The sequence below is a fragment of the Nitratireductor aestuarii genome (genome assembly GCF_014641695.1).
GTDB lineage: Bacteria > Pseudomonadota > Alphaproteobacteria > Rhizobiales > Rhizobiaceae > Chelativorans > Chelativorans aestuarii.
Genome location: NZ_BMIF01000002.1, coordinates 413,554 through 432,696, shown reverse-complemented (window position 1 = coordinate 432,696; position 19,143 = coordinate 413,554). Strand labels below are relative to the sequence as shown.

Below are 19,143 nucleotides of genomic sequence, written 5' to 3'. Positions count from 1 at the left end.
GGGCCCCGAGGCCCCTTTGCATCACTCCAGCTTCAAGCTCAGGCAGCACTGCGCGGCGCCGGGCAGGAGACGCCCGTGCCCTGCAGGCCGCAATAACCGCCCGGGTTCTTCGCAAGATACTGCTGATGCTCCGGTTCTGCGAAATAGAACTCGCCGGCCTCGGTGATCTCTGTCGTCACGCCGCCAACACCGGCCGAAGTCAGCGCCCGCTGGTAATCCTGCCGGGAAGCCTCGGCCAAGGCCTTCTGCTCTTCGGTCGTATAGAAGATGGCCGAACGATAGGTCGTGCCGACGTCATTGCCCTGGCGCATGCCCTGAGTGGGATCATGCTCTTCCCAGAACGTCTTCAGCAGGCGCTCGAAGCTCACCACCTTTGGATCGTAGACCACCTGCACCACTTCCGCATGGCCGGTCAGGCCCGTTACCGTCTCGCGATAGGTCGGGTTCGGCGTCACCCCGCCGGCATAGCCCGCTGCGGTGACCCAGACGCCTTCAATCTGCCAGAACAGGCGCTCGACGCCCCAGAAGCACCCCATGCCGAACAGAACGCGTTCGCTACCTTCCGGATAGGGCCCCTTGAGCGGCCTGCCATTGACGAAATGGGTCTGCGCGGTAGGGACCGGGTCCGAGCGGCCCGGCAGCGCCTCTTCCGGCCTTGGCATTCTGAGTTTCTCTTCCGGAACGTGATAGAACATGGGGAAGCCTCCAGTTGCGGGCACTCCAATGGAATGCCCGTGGTTTTCACCGGTAAGGTAGGAATTGTGGGCACAGATGCCAGAGCGCTAGCCGCTCAAAGCGCCTTCCAGCCACAGATTTGATCAGCCGTGCACGACCAGCGGAGGCGTCGACCCCCTTCGCTTTTTCAACGATAGACGTGGGCGAAGTGGTTCTGCTTCTTGCGCCGCCAGCCCGCAGCATGAAAGACGAAGGCGAGCACGAAGAAGACTGCCCAGCCTGGCGCCTGCAGTACGTGGACAACCGCCTTGTCCCACAGGAAGTCAGCCGAGCTCGACTTGATCGCCAGCTCCATCGCAGCGAGCAGACTTGGTGCGAACGCCTGCCAGGAATCGATCAGCGGCGTGTAGACCCACTCATTGGCGGCAATGCACCGCGTGGCATCCACCACCGCCAGCAACACGCCGATCGCCAGCAGAAACAACGAGAGCATAACACTGAGGAACCGCATGATCTTTTACCGCCCCGCGACCGGCATCAGCCCGTCAGGCCTGATGCGCATGTTCATACCCTTGCCGGGTATCACAACTAGTCTTCCTCACTATCCTTTACAATTGCCTTACAAAGATTTGATCGTCGCCGGTTGGACGTATGCCGGCCGACCAGGAAGCCTTTGCGAAGTTTGCTGAACCTGGGGGACTTTCGGATGCTGCGAGAAAAAATGCGGGGGATGGCCACAAAACCTGCAAAGCCATCTTGGCATTTTGGTTCATATCGACTAGATGAGCCCTGCGTCGCAAGACGCCATGGTGTTCTTCGCTTCGGCGAAGCATCCGTGCTGGAGAGGTGGCCGAGTGGTTGAAGGCGCACGCCTGGAAAGTGTGTATACGGGGAACCGTATCGCGGGTTCGAATCCCGCTCTCTCCGCCAGATTTCCCCAGCGTCCTATAATATCTTCGGGTTGAAAGCGATCAGCCACAACAGGATCGCAGCCGTCCGCGCTATCATTATTGGCTTGGAAAAGAGCGATAGGATCTAACGACTTACCCTGAAAAATGGCCAGTCCGACGGTGAAGATGCACCCAATCAGGCGTTGCAGCGGTAACACGTTATGAACTGATTTTCATGTTATGTAATATACCGGATTGCCGAATAGCTACACTTTTATAACTCATTTGGATTAGATCGCGCATAACTCCAGAGGTTTTGGTCGAGCCTGAAGCCTTTATCCGAAAGCTGAGAAGTCCATGTTGAACACACGCCAGGCAGCGGAGAGCGATCCGCGTGCCGCAAGTAAACCATTTTTTTCGTTTGAGCGTCACCCAACGTATAGCAAAGCATTGCCGTACTACGTCTGCGCTTTCCGCAAGATCCGTGGTGTTCGGTGCGCTGGCCGCTCTGTTAATGCCGAATCTGGCCGCAGCCGACGTACCAGAGGGCACCTTCAGCGATCCCGCCCAATTCCAGTCCGAGCTGCAGAATATCGTCACGACAGGCACGGGTACAGGCTACCTGACGTATAGTGGGCCAGCTGGGCAGGCTCTGATAATCGATCAAACGATTTCTGCCCCGGGCACCAACGATTCCCTCCAGATCGATCTTGGAGCGAACGAGCTCCTGATCCAGGATGGCATCACCTCGATCAACCCTGGCACCCAGCTCAACCTGGGCACAACGACAGGCTTTTCAAAGATTCAGCTGGGGTCCTCCGGGAAAACTGGCGAGCTGAACATCAGCGGCGGCACGGTCAATCTTGATAACGCGTATACTGGCAGTAATCACATTCAGGTGGGTTACGCCAACGGCCACACCGGCATCCTGCGCATTACCAACGGCGGTCAACTGAACCTTGGCACCGACGAGGGCGCCAAGAACTACAGCGGTTTCTTCATCGGTTATTCCGGCGGCAACGGTCAGCTGGTGATGGACAACGGCAGCGTTGTCATAGGCGACCAGGGCGCATCCGTGCGCTTGGGTATATCTGCCGATGCCAACCTGGAGCTTCGCAACGGTTCGATAATCGATAGCTCTCATGCAGCGAGCCATTTCCGCGTTGGCGAAGGCTCCGGCACCGCAACTGTTACCGTGGACAATTCCTCGATTGTGATCAAGGGCGGCGGCACCAATGCAGGCATCGACGACCGTTACTTCGTGATCGGCTATGGCGGAGGTAACGGGACGTTCACTCAAGAGGGCGATGATTCGTATGTCCATCTGTCCGGACTGGCTCTGGTCGGCATCGGTCGCGGCGCAGGCTCTTACGGTGAATATAATCTAAATGGGGGCGTCCTGGAGGTTGGCCGCGAGGGGATTGCAACAGAGTTCCAGGTTGGTGTCGGCGAGAACGCGAATACCTCAACAGCGGTTTTCAACGTCAATGGCGGTGAGGCACGTCTGCTGGGCAATCTCAAGATTGCCTTTTACCAGGGCTCCGAAGGTGTTCTCGGAAGTGGCACGGTTAACGTGAATGGCGGTTTGGTCACCGTGGGTGGCACCATCCGTTTCGGCCAGGGCAATGGCACGCTGAACCTCAATGGCGGCGTTCTGGAGGCCGGTGGAACGATTGCTTCGACAGCGACCAGCCATCTGAACTTCAATGGCGGTACTCTGCGCGCACGTACAGGATCAAACCTTACCGTCAGTCACGATGCTACGGTCGGCTCCGACGGCGCGATCTTCGACTCGAACGGCAACACCCTCACCTATTCCGGCCTGCTGAGCGGAACTGGTGGCGTGGTAAAGGTCGGCGAAGGCAAGCTGGTCCTCTCCGCTGCAAACACTTACGAAGGTGGCACCGAAATCCAGGCAGGCGTAGTTGAAGCAGTAAACGCCAATGCGCTTGGCGCAGGAGCTGCCACCCTCAACGGTGGAACGCTGAGACTGACGGAAAACCTCACGCTGTCCAATGACCTTGTCGCCGGGGAAGCCGGTGGCACGGTGGACGTCGATGGCGTGGCCATCCTTGCAGGCGATGGCGCCGGCACTGGCAACGTCACCTTTACCGGCGGTGATGTGACCCTGACCGGCAGCCTCAGCTGGTCGGGTGAAACCATCGTAGGCGACGCAACCACTCTGGCAGCGGGCGCCGACAGCGTAATGTCTGCTGCCTCCGTCTTGAGGCTTCAGGCAGGCTCAACCTACAACAATCAGTTCAATCAGTCCGTCGCGGGTCTGGCTGGCACAGGCCTCATCGACCTCTCCACTGGCAACCTGACGGTCGGCTCGAACAACTCCTCCTCCACCTTTGAAGGCACCATCTCAGGCAACGGCACGCTGATCAAGGCGGGAACCGGCAGGCTCAACCTGGCCGGCAGCAGTGCAAGCACCTTCTCTGGTTTGATGACCGTGAATGGAGGATTGCTGTCGATCAACAACGACTACGGCCAAGCCAACATCGAGATCGGTGCCGGCGGCACGCTCGGCGGCAACGGCACTGTCGGAAGCATCAGAAGCGTATTTGGGCAGACAGGTGGCGTGATTGCCCCTGGAAATTCCATCGCAAGGCTGATCGTAACAGACGAGCTGGATCTCGGTGGGCTCATCTACGAGGCTGAAATTGACGGCAGCGACATGGATGTGCTGCAGGTTGACGGGCGAGCAATCCTGTCAGGCGGCACGCTCCGCGTTTTGGCAGGAGCAAGCTCCTTCCTGCCTTCCACGTCGTACACCTTCATGACCACAGGCTCAGTGCAAGGCGCCTTCGCTGAAATCATTGATGATTTCGCCTTCCTTGATGCCAAGGTCGTCGTCGATAGGGGCCAGATCAGCCTGATCATGGAACGCAACCTGGCAGGCTTCGCAGAGGCTGCCAACACGGCGAACCAGACGTCTGTTGCTGAAGCTCTGATCACAACCGACGAGGACAGTGCGCTTCAGCTGGCGATCCTTCAGCTAACGGAAGACGAAGCTCCATCGGCCTTCGACGTCCTCTCCGGCGAAATTCATGCCTCGGCCAGAACTGCGCTGATTGAAGACACGCGTCGCATCCGCACCACCGCCAACGACCGTGTCCGCGCTGGCTTCGCGCAGGATGAAAGCCAGCCTGGGTACAATCTCTGGGCACATGCCTTTGCCAGCGGCGGATCCATCGCAGGCAACGGCAATGCAGCGAAGCTCGATCGTTCGAGCAGCGGTTTCCTCACCGGTATCGATGGACAGCTCGAAGGATGGACCCTCGGCGGCCTCGTGGGCTACAGCCATTCGAGCCTCCACGCCAACGCCCGTGCATCCTCGGCCTCCGCGGATACCTTCCATGTCGGCGTCTACGGTGGCAATCGCTGGAACGGCCTGGGCGTCCGCGGCGGCATCGCCTACGCCTGGTCCAGCGTTGAGACGAACCGTGCCGTAGCTCTCCGTGGCCTCACCGACTCGCTCTCCGCTGATCACAATGCCGGTGCGTTCCACGCCTTCGGTGAGATCGGTTACGAGATGAATGTTGGCGGCGCTACCATCGAGCCCTTCGCGAACCTGGCCCACGTTCGTCTCCACACCGATGGCTTCAGCGAAACGGGTGGCGACGCATCGCTCAGCGCCTCCTCCAGCACCATGGACACCACGTTCGTGACCGTCGGTCTGCATGCAGCGAGCGATCTTGACGTGGCAGGCTACAAGATCAAGGCACGCGGAACGGTTGGCTGGCAGCATGCGCTTGGCGACATTGACCCGGTCAGCAACCATCGCTTCCAGTCCGGCGAAGCTTTCTCCGTTACCGGTACGCCGATTGCGAAGAACACTGCGGTCGTGGAAGCAGGCGTGGACTTCGCCATTGCACCCGAGACGACCCTCAGCCTCTCCTACGGCGGCCAGTTTGGCTCGGGCGTCAGTGAGCATGGTGGCCGGATCGGCCTGAACGTAAAGTTCTGACCGGCTGAAGATCCCTGGCTTGGAGCCTTTACCGCGGTTCCAGGAAAAGTGAGAACCGGTTTTCCGTCCGGAACCACGAGAAAACAAAGAGTTGGAGCAGTTGGCTCCAGCCCAATCGGACCAATAAAAAACCGCCGCAGGGTTCTTGCGGCGGTTTTTGTTTGTCCAGACGGCCTTCTCGCCTACGCTGTCCCGGCAGCAGCGTCTTTCGCCCGCTTGTTTTCATACATCAGCAGGTCGGCGCGGCGGGCAACGGCGGTCAGCCGTTCGCCTGGCTGAGACGTGGCGCAGCCGATTGAGAAATTGAGCTCCATCTGCGAATAGTATTGGTTGTTGAGCTCGACGAGCTTGAGGATATCCTCGACCATCTTCTCCGCGCCCGCTTCATCGACAAAAGGCATCACGACGGCAAACTCGTCGCCGCCGATGCGCGCGGCGTGGCTGGGATACGCAACCGCCTTGTTCAGGATCTCGCCAATGCGGCGCAGCAACCCGTCGCCGGTATCGTGACCCCAGCGGTCGTTGACCAGCTTCAGGTTGTTGAGGTCAATGTAGATGATCGAGACGGGGCTTTCACCCTTCCGTTCGAGCCGCTTCAATTCGTTGACGTAATAGGCGCGGTTGTAGAGCTGCGTCAGCACATCGTGATTGCCGAGATACTCAAGGTAGGCTTCGGCCTTCTTGCGCGCCGTAATGTCGGTCATCGCGATCTGAACGAGCGACCAGTCCTCCTCGTATCCGGGCAGGACCGAGAGCTGCATGAGCAGGTGGCGCTCCGAACCATCGAGCGCATAGTTCACCACCTCGCGGCGCTGGAACAGGCTTCCGTTCCAGAGCTCGATCAGCTGCTCGCGGAACTGCGTGATCATCTCTGACCGTAGAACGCTCTGCAGGTTCTGCAGCAGGGTCTTCTTGTCAGGGGCGAGAAAGAGCGAGAGCGTCTCTTTGTTGACGTCCAGCACCTTGATCTCGCTCATGCAGCGCTCGACGAATTCCGGATGCACATCGGTGAACACGCGGAAATCCGTAATGCCCCTCTCGCGCACCTCGTCCATCAGCCGCTTGATGGCGCTGAAATCTTCCACCCAAAGCGAGACAGGCGAATGCTCGAAGAGCCCTTCGGCATAGCTTCTCTGGCGTTCAAGCCCAGCGCGCGCCTCTTCCCGCGCGGTTACATCCTCGATGGACAGAAGAACACGGTCCCAGCTCTGTTCATAGCCCGGCAGGATCCTGCCCTTGAGCTGGATGTGCATCTGCTTGCCGCTGAGCGAATGATTGATCGTGTTGCTTTCGAAGATCAAAGATCCGTTCCAGAGCTGCACCATCTCTTCAATGTGCGGCTCCAGCATATCGCCGCCGAAGATCGTACCCAGGTTCTCGACCAGGTGCGCAAGGTCACGGGCCTCATAGAGCGATAGCGTCTTCTGGTTGACCTGCAGCACCTGGATCTGCTGGGTACACAGATGCAGACGGCTGATATCCTCCCGCAGGAACGCCTTCAGGTCAGTGATGCCCTGTGCCCACCACTCTTCGAAAAGTTTGCGAAGACCGCTGTAATCCTCGAGCCATAGCGAAATCGGCGCAAGCTCGAACACCTTGTCACTGTCGTGAGAGATAGGATGAATTCCCATTAGACGCCCGCCACTTCCATACCGCAGTACCATCTTATTGGATCTTCGTTAAGTAAATATACTTAATGAGATTGGCTGCCATGCAGGAAGAAGCACGCGCGGATGCAACAGCTGGCTCGGGCGACAGTCAGCTCGGCGTCTTAAGCTCCACGCCGACTGAGGCAAGGTCGCGCCAATAGTTCGGGTACGTCTTGGCAACGCAGCCAGGATCGAGGATGCGGATCCCTTCCCTGCAAAGTCCCGCGAGCGCGAAGCTCATGGCGATGCGGTGGTCCGCATAGGTAAAGATCTCGACAGGCTTCTTCAGGTTGGCATGGTCCGGGCTGCCGTTGACGATAAGGTCGTCGCCCTCTTCGCGTGCAAGTCCGGGAAGGATCTTGTTGAGCTCGGTCGAAAGCGCGCTGACCCGATCGCATTCCTTAACGCGCAGGTTGCTGAGCCCCGTGAACCGCACCGGCGTTGCATTGAACATGGCCATGACCGCAAGTGTCGGAATGGCATCCTGCATCTGTGCTCCGGCAATCTCGGCGGGCAGGTGCGGAAACTGCTTTATGAACTCGTAGGCGACGGCGTCGGGCTGGCTCATCTCCTCGGGCCGGATGCCAATGTCGATCGCTCCGCCAGTGAGCTTTTCCCACGCCCAGAGATAGGTCGCGGCGGAAGCGTCCGGCTCGATGGCATAATTCGCGGCCTTGTAGCCGGTCGGCTCGATCCGCCAGGCGAGCGCGTCTTCCTGATGCACGGCGGCACCAAACGCCCGCATGGTTTCAAGCGTGATGTCGATGTAGCCCCTGGAGCCGATACCATCCCCGGCGACCCGCACCAGCACGGGCACGGGTGCCTGCGGCGCAGCCATGAGAAGCGCGGAAACATACTGGCTCGAGAGCGAGCCATCGATTTCAACGACGATATGGTCCTTGCCCTCGAAAGCCTTCGGATTGCCGAAAAGTTCGACCGGAGGGCATCCGGTCTCGCTGCGCGCATCAATGCCAAGGCTGTTGAGCGCTGCGACCAACGGCTTGATGGGGCGCTTGCGCATGTGCTCGTCGCCGTCGAGCACCACATGACCATCGATGAACGCGCAGGCGGCGGTCAGGAACCGCACGGCCGTGCCGGCATTGCCCAGGAAGAGCGGCTTCTCAGGCTGCGCTAGCCTTCCCGACGAGGCGACCATGAACGTCGTGCCATCCTGCTCGATCGCCACGCCCATCGCTCTGAGCGCCTCTGCCATGTAACGGGTGTCGTCGCTGGTAAGTCCGCCGGTGAGCACGCTTTCGCCCTTTGCAAGTGCGGCAACCAGCAGCGCGCGATTGGTGATCGACTTTGATCCGGGCGGCGTGACAGCGCCCCTGAGCGGACCTGCAGGCGGCACAATTTCAAGCATATCTGTCGAAGCGGCGGACATCGTCGATCCTGGTGGCAAGGGTGAGCGCTGCGCGCATCTATAGTGCAATTCCGGGAAATGTGGAGATGGGTTTTCTGCCTTCTCGGGTTTTGCGGGAACCGGTCGCACTTCAGCGGGTTGGATCCTTGAAGGAGCCTTGACCATGTCCGATCCTAACGATCCAAACGACCCGAACCCCGCCCCCGACAATCCCAATCCCTTGCCGCCATCTCCACCGACACCGCCGGAGACGCCTCCGATCGATCCGCCGCCCGGCATTCCGCCGCCCACGCCCGACCCCATACCGTCACCGCAGGAAGAACCCTTTCGCGACCCACCTGACGGTCCACCCGAGATCCCGCCGGAACCGACCTTCCCAAGCGGAGAACCTACTGCCTGATCGCGCTCGCTCTATGTCTATTGGCAGGAGCTGAAGCCGATGGATTTCCGGGACGCGCGCGAAAAGATGGTTGAAGAGCAAATCGCCAGTCGCGGCGTGCGGGATCAACGTGTGCTCGCCGCGATGCGGATGGTTCCGCGCGAGGTTTTTGTCCCCACTGATCAGGCGGAGGCGGCCTACGACGACTGCCCTCTGCCGATCGGTTCCGGCCAGACCATCTCGCAGCCTTACATTGTTGCGGTGATGATTGAAGCTGCCGAACTCAAGCCCGACGAGCGGGTGCTGGATGTAGGCACCGGGTCGGGCTATGCCGCTGCCGTCATGAGCCGCATCGCCTCGGAAGTGTTCACCATCGAGCGTCACGCGCCGTTGAGCGACGAAGCAAGGCGCAAGTTCGACACGCTCGGCTACAGCAACATTCATCTTTGCACGGGCGACGGCACGAAGGGATGGCTGGAGGCCGCGCCCTTCGATGCTATCGTTGTGGCAGCCAGCGGCCCCGCCGCGCCGCGAGCATTGAAGGACCAGCTCGCCATCGGAGGCAGGCTCGTGGTGCCGGTTGGCAATGAGACCCAGCATCTCCTCCGGATCAGGCGAACGCACGAATCCCGCTTCGAGGAAGAGGATCTCGGGCTCGTGATGTTCGTGCGCCTGATCGGCGAGGAAGGCTGGAAGAGCGACCGTGAAGGCCGCGGCTAGTCCGTCGCGGGCCCATAAACCTCCTCCAGACGGACAATGTCGTCCTCATCGAGATAGCCACCCGTCTGCACTTCGATCAGCACCAGCGGCACCTTGCCGGGGTTTTCCATCCGATGCGGAGCGCCGAGCGGGATATAGACCGACTGGCTTTCACCCACTAGCCTCGTCTCGTCATCGATCGTGACTCTGGCCGTTCCCTGAACCACGATCCAGTGTTCGGACCGGTGCAAATGGCTCTGCAATGCAAGCACGCCACCGGGTTTGACTACGACATGATTTACCTGGAAGCGCTCGCCGCCCGCAATGCGCTCGGAAGAACCCCATGGCCGAAGTTCGGTCGGAAATGCCCCCGCCTGCTTCGCGCCACGTTCCTTGAGCGCCGCCACCGCATCCTTCACGCGCTGCGCGTCCGCCCGCTTTGCCACCAGCACCGCGTCAGGCATTGCGACTGCGATCATATCCTCAAGCCCGATGCCGACGAGTTCAACGCCGGGTGCTTCCGAACGCAGCAGGCTCCCGCTGCAGGCGATTGCCGTAGCATGCTCGGAAACCACATTACCCGTCTCGTCGGGGCCCGTCTCCTGCCAGACCGCCTCCCAGCCTCCAAGATCTGACCAGCCAGCGCGATACGGCATCACGACCAGGTTGGTGGCCTTCTCCATGATGGCATAATCGATGGAAATGTTCTCAAGCTTCGACCAGGGTTCCGGTGCAAGCCGGGTGAAGCTGAGGTCCCGCGTCGCCTCTGCAAGTGCGGCTCCACCATGCTCCAGCAGCTCAGGAGCATGGATCTTGAACGCATCCAGCACAGCGCGGGCGGTGAACAGGAAGATGCCGGCATTCCAGAGGAAATTGCCGGACTGGAGCATCAGCGCGGCGCGTTCGGCGTTGGGCTTTTCGACGAACCGTCGCAACGGCTGCGGGTCGTTGGCTTCGGCCGAACAGCCTTCGCCCAGCTCCAGGTAGCCATACCCTGTTTCTGGCCGCGTCGGCTGGATGCCGAAGGTAACAAGCTTGCCCTCAAGCGCGCTTGGCACGGCGGCCATGACGGCCTCGCGGAACGCCGCATCATCTGGAATGACATGGTCGGACGCCGAGACCAGCATGACCGCCTCCGGATCCTGCTGGATCAGCCAGAGCGCCGCCACCAGCACGGCCGGCGCGGTGTTGCGCCCGTCGGGCTCGATCAGCACGGCGGCGGGCGACATCTCCACCGCCGCAAGCTGCTCCAGCACGATGAAGCGGAAGGAATCCCCGGTGACCACCACGGGTGCAGCAAACCCTTCGGCGAGCGTCCGCAGGGCCGAAGCCTGAAACAGGCTCTGGTTGCCGATCAGGCGGGTAAACTGCTTGGGATAGCTTTGGCGCGACAACGGCCATAACCGCGTGCCGGAGCCGCCGCACAGCAAGACGGGATGAACGTTCAGCAGATCGACCATCTTAAAAGCCCCCCATAACTGCCCCGCCGCTGCCAGAACAACAGCAGGTTTCTCCAAGCCCACCACCATTGAGACGGGTGCAGGCCCGAATGGCAAGGCCTCCAATCGGAGGATGTAAAGATGAATATCGCCGGCAGCGCTTAGATCTGTCGCGCAAGATTATCGCGGAACGACTCGATGTGAGCGCGGATCGCAGCCTCAGCCGCATCCGGGTCCCGCTTCCTGATCCCTTCAACGATCGCGGCATGCTGCTCACCGACGCGAACGTGCTGTTCAATTGCGCGCAGCGAGATGAACCACAACCGCGTCGAGCGGTCGTGCAGGTTGGCAAGGATTTCCGTAATCACGTGGTTTCTTGCGGCTCGCGAAATGATCGAATGAAACTCGCGGTCGAGGTCCATCATCGTGTCGATGTCCGCACCTTCAGTCGCCTTCCACATGGCGCTGACATTGGCGGTCAGGCGGGCGATTTCGTTGTCATCGGCCTGCAGGGCGGCGCGCCGTGCGCAATGGGACTCGTTGATCAGCCGGGCTTCAATGATGTCGAAGATTTCGTCGAACGAGATGGGTTTCACCATCAGCCCCTTGCGGGGCATCACGTCGACCAGCCCGCTCGTAACCAGCCGGTCGATGGCCTGGCGCACGGGCGTCCGACCGATCTGCAGGGTATCGCTCAGTACCGCCTCGCTTAGTACCTCGCCCGGTCGCAACTCGCAGGTGATGATCTGCCGCTTGATGGTTTCATAGGCAATGTCGCGCAAAGACTGGATGGCAGAACGGGGCTTCCGCGTAGGCTCACCTGCTTCTGTGGCACCGGGTTTGATCGTTTCTGTCATCGCTGCATTCCAAACTGAGTGACCGGCAGACTGAAGCCCAGCCGAAGCATGCACCGCCTGCAGAGCCCAATCTTTAAGCGCTATAAACATTTAGCACAATTAATCACCGCGTGATATTTCACAGAGATTTTCATCTTGCAGACAAAGCTATTTTGCGCAATGATCCGTTAAAATCCAGCGCCAAAAGCTTGGATTGGGTTCGGTTCACCGAGGGGATCAATATGGATGGATTGAAGAAATATCTGGGTCTTGCGGCCCTTGGCCTGAGCATGTTCGGCTCTGCCCTTGCCTACGCTCAGGAGAAGCCGGCGTCATTGGGTATCGGCGTGTTCAGCTTCACGTCTGGCGCGACGGCTGCCTACGGCATGCCCGGTCGCAACGCGGCAGAGCTGATGATCGAGCAGATCAATGCAGCCGGCGGCATCGGCGGCGTTCCGCTCAAGGCGACCTACGTCGATGAGGGTCAGGGCACCGAAGGCGTTATCGCGGACTTCCGCAAGCTAGCCGGCGACGCAGAGAACCAGGTGATGATCGCTGCTCTTTCCAGCGGCAACTGCATGGCGCTCGCACCGCTCGTTGACCAGCTGAAGATCCCGACCGTTGGCTGGAACTGCGACACCCACCAGCTCTTCGCCTCGGAAGCTCACCCCTATTACTTCCGCCCGAACGGCAACACCGTTCCCGAATTCATGGCCTACGCGCTCTACATGCTGTCGGTGAAGCCGGACGCCAAGCGCATCGCAATCATCAACCCGGACTACGCGTTCGGCCACGATGCGGCCAACATCTTCAAGGCAGCACTCAAGGCCTTCAAGCCTGACGCAGAGATCGTTGCGGAACTGTTCCCGAAGCTCGGCGCGGCTACCTTCCAGACCGAAATCTCCCGCCTGACCGCTGCCCGTCCGGACGTGATCTTCTCCAACCTGTGGGGCGGCGACCTCGAGAACTTCGTCCGCCAGGCAGCGCCACGCGGCCTCTTCTCCATGAGCCAGGCCGTTCTGGCACTCGGTGAATCCTCGCTGCAGAACGTGCAGATCCCCGAAGGCGTGATCGTCGGCGTTCTGGGTGACGGCTGGTGGAATTCGCCGGATGCGGCTGCCAACGAAGAGACCCAGAAGTTCGCTGCAGCCTACAAGGAAAAGTTCGGCTCCTACCCGGTCTTCCCGTCCATGAAGATGGCCAACAGCTTCCTCTTCATCAAGAAGGCTTACGAGACCGCCCTGGAAAAGAACGGCGGCAAGTGGCCGAGCCGTGATGAAGTGGCAGAAGCCATGAAGGGAAGCGTCGTCGAGACCTTCACCGGCACCACGACGGTCCGCGAAGACAATGACGGCGTCGTCGACCAGATCATCGGCACCACCGTTAAGGTTGAAGGCTTCGACTTCCCCGTGCTCGGCAACATGGTTCGCTATAGCGGCGAAGCCCTGATGCCGCCGGTTGGCGAGGACCCAATCGAATGGATCGGCAAGCTGCCGGCTGACTTCCCGGCATCCCTGCCGCAGCCGGGTTCCTACAAGTAATATGTCGTGGGAGGCTCTCGGGCCTCCCCTTCCCAACCCGTTCGGGTGACATAGCGGATGCTCCAGGTACTCATTCCCTTGACCGTTGATGCGCTTGCGAATGCAGCCATCATCTTCTTCGTGGCCGTCGGATTAACGCTGGTCTTCAGCGTCCTGCGCGTTCTTAACGTCGCCCACGGCAGCTTCTATTCCATCGGCGCCTATGCGGCGGCGAGCCTCGGCCTTTGGGTTGTCTCAGCCGGTCTGCCTGAATGGCTGACCTTCCCGGCGCTGGTCCTGAGCGCGGCCTTCGTCGCAGCGATCTTTGGCCCGTTTGTCGAGCACCTGCTCATCCGCTGGACCTACGGCAAGTCCGAAGCTCTCCAGATCCTTGTGACCTTTGGCCTCTTCCTCATTCTGGAAGACCTGCAGCGCATCGTTTTCGGCGTGAACTCGCTCTATGAAGACACGCCCATGCGGCTGCTTGGCAGCACGATGATCGGCGGCATCGTCTACCTGAACTACCAGCTGCTGCTCATCGCGCTTGCCATTCTCACCCTCGTCGGTCTCAAGCTGATGATCAGCCACACCCGCATGGGCAAGCTGATCGCCGCCGTCGTGGCAGACCGCGAAATCTCCCAGGCGCTCGGCATCAACACCAACCGCATCTTCATGCTCGCCTTCACGCTCGGCGTGTTCCTGGCGGCCCTCGGCGGCGCACTTGCAACGCCCACGACCGGCGTATCACCGGGCCTCGGTGCCGACACGATGGTTCTGGCCTTTGCTGTCGCAGCCATTGGAGGTCTGGGCCGGATCGAAGGCGCAGCCGTTGCCGCGATCATTGTAGCGCTCGCCCGCGTTCTCGCCATCTACTACGCGCCCGAGCTCGATGCCGTGGCTCCTTACCTCGTCATGCTTGTCGTGCTTCTGGTCCGCCCCTACGGCCTGTTCCACACCGACACGACAAGAAGGATCTGACCGCATGCGCATGTTTCTTCTTGGCCTCGCGGCGCTGGTGATCGTTGCGATCGCTGGCATCTCCGCCCCCTGGCTTCAGTTCCTGCTCTCGCTTGCCATTGCCAAGGGCCTGGCGGCACTGGGCGTTGCCATCCTGTTGCGCGCTGGCCTGATCTCCATCGGTCACGCCATGTTCTTCGCCATCGGCGCTTACGCCACTGCCTTCCTGACCCGCAACGGCATCACCGACTTCGTCTCGCTTCTGATCCTGTCGACGTTGATTGCCACCGCAGCTGGCGTCGTGGTCGGCGCATTCATGGTGCGTTACCGCGCGATCTTCTTCGCGATGCTCAACCTCGCCGTATCGATGGTCCTGTTCTCGCTTCTGTCGAAGCTCTACAACATCACCGGCGGCACCGACGGCATGCGCGTTGCCCGCGCAACCTTCTTCGGCATTGCTCCCGGTGAGCAGACTTTCGAACTCATCGTCTTCCTGACCAGCCTCGTAGTCGTCATGCTCGTTGGCTTCGCCGTCAGCGCGTACTTCCGCAGCCCCCTGGGTGAGGCCCTGAAGGCCGTCCACACCAACGAGATCCGGCTGGAGTACATCAGCATTCCGGTCTGGGGAGTTCTACTCGTCGGCTACACCATCTCTGCAGCCCTCGCCGGTCTCGGTGGTTCCTTCGCAGCCATGATCATCGGCCACGTCCTTCCCGAAATGGCCTTCTGGACCGAATCCGGCCACCTCATCCTTGTGGCGGTACTCGGCGGCATCGGCGGCGTTGCTGGACCGTTCATCGGCGCGATCTTCCTGGAGCTGGTGCACACTTTTGCTGCAAGCTTCACGGATGCCTGGAGCATGATCGTCGGCGCTGCACTGCTCTTCGTCATCTTCTTCCTGCCGAGCGGCCTCTACGGCCTCATCAACAAGAAGCGTGGGGGCAGCGCAGTATGAGCAAGCCACTGCTGAAAGCCGAAAACCTGGAAATCTCGTTCCACGGGGTGAAGGCCGCCGACGGCGTGAACCTGGAGATCAACGAAGGCGAGTTCCTTGCCATCATCGGCCCCAACGGTGCCGGCAAGACTACCCTGCTCAACCTGTGCACTGGCTACCTGAAGCCCAGCGCCGGCCACGTCTATCTGGATGGCAAGCAGATTACGCACCTCTCGCCACGCCAGATCGCCAAGCGCGGCATTGCGCGGGCCTTCCAGATCCCGCAGCTTTTCACCGACCATCGTGTCATCGACAACGTCATGCTGTCGAACGCGGCCCGCCTGAACCTCTGGCAGATGTTGTCGCCGCTGGACCGACCCCGCTACCGGGATGAGGCCATGGAACTGCTGAGAATGTTCAACCTCGCAGACCATGCGAACGACCTGGCTTCGACCTTGCCTGAAGGCCGCCGCAAGTTGCTCGACATCGCCGTTGCCCTCGCGCTGAAACCCCGTCTGGTGCTTCTCGACGAGCCGACCAGCGGCGTCAGCGCCATCGAGCGCTTCGGCCTCATGGAGACGCTTATGACGGCCCTCCGGCAGGCGAAGGTCACGGCACTTTTCGTCGAGCATGACATGGATGTTGTCCGCCGCTACGCCGAGCGCGTGCTCGTCTGGAACCGCGGCCATGTGCTCACCCAGGGACGTCCCGAGGAAGTGTTCCAGGACCAGCGCGTCATCGAAACCGTTGTGGGAGCCGTCTGATGCTGAGCCTCTCATCTGTCAGCGCCAGCATTGCTGGCATTCCGATCCTGCGCGACATCAGCTTCGAGCTGAAGCCGGGCCTCACCACAGTCCTGATTGGCCGAAACGGCGCAGGCAAGACCACGCTGCTACGGACCATCATGGGCCTGCTGCCTGCCACGAGTGGTTCCATCAAGGTGGACGGCACGGAACTGACGACGCTCCCGGCCTATGCTCGTGCGGGCCTTGGCATCGGCTATGCGCCCGAGGATCGACGTTTGATCCCGGAATTCACCATCGAGGACAATCTCCTTCTTCCCGCGCTCGCGTTGAAACTCTCGCGCGCAGAGTCTGAGGAGCGGCTGGCTCGTGTCTACCGCTTGCTGCCCGAGCTGGAGGGGATGCGCAAGCGCCCGGGCGGCGGTGTTTCAGGCGGTCAGGGCAAGATGGTGGCCCTCGGTCGCGCCCTGATGGTCACGCGCTCGGCCTTGCTTCTCGATGAACCGTTCCAGGGTCTCGCCCCTGCCCTCGCGTTGGAATACGCCCGTACATTGGGCAGGCTTCGCGAACAGTTGCCGGAGCTCACGCTCTTCATCACGGAATCGAGCCCGCAGCTGCTCGCCGATATCTCCGACGAGATGATCCGCATCGAGCGTGGTTCTATCGAGACGGACGCGGAAGCAGCCTGAGCCATTGCCATGAAGAAGAAAGGGCTCGCGGTTGATCGACCGTGAGCCCTTCTTCCTATTCGTCTTCGCCCCAGCGGCGCACGAGCTGGTTTGGAATATCGAACAGATCGAGCGCGCGCCCGACGCTGTGATTGACGATATCGTCCACGGTCTCGGGCTTGGCATAGAACGCAGGCACCGGCGGCATGATGATCGCGCCTGCTTCTGTAACCTGCGTCATCGTTCGCAGATGGCCCAGATGCAGCGGCGTCTCGCGCACCATCAGCACCAGCCTGCGCCTGTCCTTGAGCATTACATCCGCCGCGCGGCTGAGAAGCGTGGACGTAGTACTAGTGGCAATCTCGCCCAACGTGCGCATGGAGCAAGGCGCGATGATCATGCCGGCAGTGATGAACGAGCCGCTGGAGATGCGCGCACCGATATCCTCGGCGGGATAGACGAAATCCGCCCGCTCGTGGACATCCCGCACCTTGAGCGAAAGTTCGTGTGCCAGCGTGACCTTGGCCGAGCGTGACATGACGAGATGGGTCTCCACCCCCGCCATCCTGAGTGCTTCCAGCACCCGCACGCCATAGATGATACCCGACGCGCCGCTGATACCGACAACGATGCGCTTCTTCGGGGGATTGGTCATGGTCACTCTCTTTTCGACGCCCGAAAGGCTGGTCATGCCAGCATTCCCGAACGGATTTTTTGCAGGAAGTTCAGATGCTGAAGTCGGGCGTCAGCTGCCGCTCGGACGTGCGAACCTCTATGATGGCGGGCCCGCCGGATGCAAGAGCCTGCTCAAGCGCTGCCGGGAATTCGTCCTCGCTCTCCACCACTGTTCCGAACACGCCATAACTTTTCGCAAGCTGCGCGAAGTCGGGGTTCGTGAGCGACGTGCCGCTCGGACGCCCGGGGAACTGCCGTTCCTGATGCATGCGGATCGAGCCGTAGATGTTGTTGTTGAACACCACGACTACCAGACCGAGGTTGTGCTGCACGGCCGTCGCGAAATCCGGCGAAGCCATCATGAAGCAGCCATCGCCCGCAAGCGTCACCACCGTCCTGTCCGGATTGCGCAGCTTCGCGGCGATGCCCGCGGGCAGCCCATAGCCCATCGCACCGGACTTCGGCGCAAGCTGAGTGCCGAACTTCTTGTAGCGGAAGAAGCGGTGGAGCCAGATCGCGTAGTTGCCCGCGCCGTTGGTAACGATGGCGTCTTCCGGCAGCGTCTGGCTCAGATGCTTGATGATATTGGCATTGTTGATGCCGACGGCCTTGTTCGGCGTCGCCTGGAAGGCCTCGTAGGCGTGGCGGCCATCACGCGTCCACGCATCCCAGGCTGAAGAGTCGAGCCGGCCAACCTCAGCCAGCGCTTCGACAAATCTTGTGGGGTTGGAAACGATTGGAAGATGCGGATTGTAGACGCTGCCAATGTCCTCCGGTCCAGGGAAGACATGGATCAGCGTCTGGTTCGGCACCGGCACGTTGAGCGCCGTGTAGGCCTTCGTGGTGATCTCGCTCAACCGGTCACCGATAACCAGCAGCACGTCGGCCCGCTTGATGCGCTCGGCAAGCGCCATGCTGCCGCCAAGGCTCGTGTCGCCGATGTACTGATCCAGCCTGTTGTCGACGATGTCCTGCGACCGGAAGCCTGCCACCACCGGCAGATTGTTCGCCACACAAAAACGCGTCACCTGCGCGGAAGCCTCTTGCGTCCAGCCGCTGCCGCCCACGATGACCAGCGGACGCTCGGCCTTGCGCAGAAGCTCGGCTACCTCGGCAATGTCAGACCTGGACGGGCTGCTCAGCGCCGGCTTGAAGGCCGGGAAATCCGCCACATCGCTCATGGTTTCGAGCACGTCTTCCGGCACCACGAGAACGACCGGCCCCGGTCGTCCATGCGTCGCGAAATGAAGCGCGCGATGAACATATTCCGGGATCTGCTCGGGCGAATGAACTTCGGCCACGAACTTGGTCATGTCGGCAAACATCCGCGAATAGTCGACTTCCTGAAAGCCTTCGCGTCCGCGCTCGGTGGTCGGCACCTGACCCACGATCATCAGCATCGGCGTCGAGTCCTGCCGCGCCGTATGCAGGCCGATGGCCGCATGCATGGCGCCCGGTCCACGGCTCACGATAAGGGCGCTGGGGGCACCGCGCAGCTTCGCATCGGCTTCAGCCATGTGGGAAGCACTGGCCTCGTGGCGGCACTGGATGAAGCGAACGCCGGCATCGGGGTTTGCCACGGCATCGAAGAAGGGAAGCGCGCTTTCGCCCGGCACACCGAACACGGTATCGATGCCGTGGATACGGAGAGCCTCTACAAGAATTTCACCACCGCTGCGCATCTGCTTTTCTTGTGACACTGTTGTCCCCCTTGATTTTTGCACTCGCCGGACTCGCATT

16 protein-coding genes and 1 tRNA gene are annotated in these 19,143 nt (G+C 60.8%); 9 read left to right on the top strand and 8 right to left on the bottom strand.

All coding sequences use genetic code 11. The features are described from left to right. Positions 1-38 precede the first annotated feature (38 nt). Positions 39-695, bottom strand: a complete 657-nt coding sequence (gene msrA / locus IEX27_RS05705; RefSeq protein ID WP_188719964.1) for a peptide-methionine (S)-S-oxide reductase MsrA — start codon at positions 693-695, stop codon at positions 39-41. Positions 696-862: 167 nt separating this feature from the next. Then, positions 863-1,186: a hypothetical protein gene (locus IEX27_RS05700; protein WP_188719963.1), complete on the bottom strand. Its 324-nt coding sequence runs from the start codon at positions 1,184-1,186 to the stop codon at positions 863-865. Between the two features lie 329 nt (positions 1,187-1,515). Between IEX27_RS05700 and IEX27_RS05695 the strand changes: the two genes are divergently transcribed. Further along, positions 1,516-1,605, top strand: a tRNA-Ser gene (locus IEX27_RS05695). 474 nt (positions 1,606-2,079) lie between these two features. After that, positions 2,080-5,538, top strand: a complete 3,459-nt coding sequence (locus IEX27_RS05690; RefSeq protein WP_188719962.1) for an autotransporter domain-containing protein — start codon at positions 2,080-2,082, stop codon at positions 5,536-5,538. Between the two features lie 182 nt (positions 5,539-5,720). On the opposite strand, the gene IEX27_RS05685 is transcribed toward IEX27_RS05690, so the two are convergent. Beyond that, positions 5,721-7,169, bottom strand: a complete 1,449-nt coding sequence (locus IEX27_RS05685) for a sensor domain-containing diguanylate cyclase (RefSeq protein WP_188719961.1) — start codon at positions 7,167-7,169, stop codon at positions 5,721-5,723. 127 nt (positions 7,170-7,296) lie between these two features. Further along, the gene (locus IEX27_RS05680) at positions 7,297-8,574 is read right to left on the bottom strand and encodes a 3-phosphoshikimate 1-carboxyvinyltransferase (RefSeq protein WP_188719960.1); all 1,278 of its coding nucleotides are present in this window, start codon (positions 8,572-8,574) and stop codon (positions 7,297-7,299) included. A gap of 142 nt (positions 8,575-8,716) precedes the next feature. On the opposite strand from IEX27_RS05680, the gene IEX27_RS05675 reads away from it, so the two are divergent. Together IEX27_RS05675 and IEX27_RS05670 are read left to right on the top strand one after the other, a co-directional pair. Further along, positions 8,717-8,953, top strand: coding sequence for a hypothetical protein (locus IEX27_RS05675; RefSeq protein WP_188719959.1), 237 nt, complete (start codon positions 8,717-8,719; stop codon positions 8,951-8,953). A 39-nt stretch (positions 8,954-8,992) separates the two neighbouring features. Then, positions 8,993-9,652, top strand: a complete 660-nt coding sequence (locus tag IEX27_RS05670) for a protein-L-isoaspartate(D-aspartate) O-methyltransferase (protein WP_188719958.1) — start codon at positions 8,993-8,995, stop codon at positions 9,650-9,652. On the opposite strand, the gene IEX27_RS05665 is transcribed toward IEX27_RS05670, so the two are convergent. Both IEX27_RS05665 and IEX27_RS05660 read right to left on the bottom strand, forming a co-directional pair. Further along, a complete protein-coding gene (locus tag IEX27_RS05665; RefSeq protein ID WP_188719957.1) occupies positions 9,649-11,091 on the bottom strand; it encodes a mannose-1-phosphate guanylyltransferase/mannose-6-phosphate isomerase in 1,443 nt (480 codons plus the stop codon). The genes IEX27_RS05670 and IEX27_RS05665 overlap by 4 nt on opposite strands. 140 nt (positions 11,092-11,231) lie before the next feature. Beyond that, positions 11,232-11,927, bottom strand: a complete 696-nt coding sequence (locus IEX27_RS05660) for a GntR family transcriptional regulator (protein WP_188719956.1) — start codon at positions 11,925-11,927, stop codon at positions 11,232-11,234. A gap of 221 nt (positions 11,928-12,148) precedes the next feature. Between IEX27_RS05660 and IEX27_RS05655 the strand changes: the two genes are divergently transcribed. The 5 genes from IEX27_RS05655 to IEX27_RS05635 are packed head-to-tail and all read left to right on the top strand — an operon-like array spanning position 12,149 to position 16,749. Further along, entirely contained in the window at positions 12,149-13,447 is a 1,299-nt protein-coding gene (locus tag IEX27_RS05655) for an ABC transporter substrate-binding protein (protein ID WP_188719955.1), read from the top strand. 57 nt (positions 13,448-13,504) lie between these two features. Then, complete coding sequence (locus IEX27_RS05650; RefSeq protein ID WP_188719954.1) at positions 13,505-14,404, top strand: branched-chain amino acid ABC transporter permease; 900 nt, start codon at positions 13,505-13,507, stop codon at positions 14,402-14,404. Positions 14,405-14,408: 4 nt separating this feature from the next. Beyond that, positions 14,409-15,338 carry a branched-chain amino acid ABC transporter permease gene (locus tag IEX27_RS05645; RefSeq protein ID WP_188719953.1) on the top strand — a complete coding sequence of 310 codons (930 nt, stop codon included), beginning with the start codon at positions 14,409-14,411 and terminating at the stop codon, positions 15,336-15,338. After that, positions 15,335-16,081: an ABC transporter ATP-binding protein gene (locus tag IEX27_RS05640; RefSeq protein WP_188719952.1), complete on the top strand. Its 747-nt coding sequence runs from the start codon at positions 15,335-15,337 to the stop codon at positions 16,079-16,081. The genes IEX27_RS05645 and IEX27_RS05640 overlap by 4 nt, the downstream gene beginning before the upstream one ends. Next, positions 16,081-16,749 (top strand): ATP-binding cassette domain-containing protein, encoded by a 669-nt coding sequence (locus IEX27_RS05635; protein ID WP_188719951.1) that lies wholly within the window; start codon positions 16,081-16,083, stop codon positions 16,747-16,749. The genes IEX27_RS05640 and IEX27_RS05635 overlap by 1 nt, the downstream gene beginning before the upstream one ends. 55 nt (positions 16,750-16,804) lie before the next feature. Here IEX27_RS05635 and IEX27_RS05630 read toward each other — a convergent pair whose 3' ends face one another. Together IEX27_RS05630 and IEX27_RS05625 are read right to left on the bottom strand one after the other, a co-directional pair. Next, positions 16,805-17,383: a UbiX family flavin prenyltransferase gene (locus IEX27_RS05630; RefSeq protein WP_188720060.1), complete on the bottom strand. Its 579-nt coding sequence runs from the start codon at positions 17,381-17,383 to the stop codon at positions 16,805-16,807. Positions 17,384-17,453: 70 nt separating this feature from the next. After that, positions 17,454-19,103 carry a thiamine pyrophosphate-dependent enzyme gene (locus IEX27_RS05625; RefSeq protein ID WP_210315502.1) on the bottom strand — a complete coding sequence of 550 codons (1,650 nt, stop codon included), beginning with the start codon at positions 19,101-19,103 and terminating at the stop codon, positions 17,454-17,456. Between the last annotated feature and the right edge of the window lie 40 nt (positions 19,104-19,143).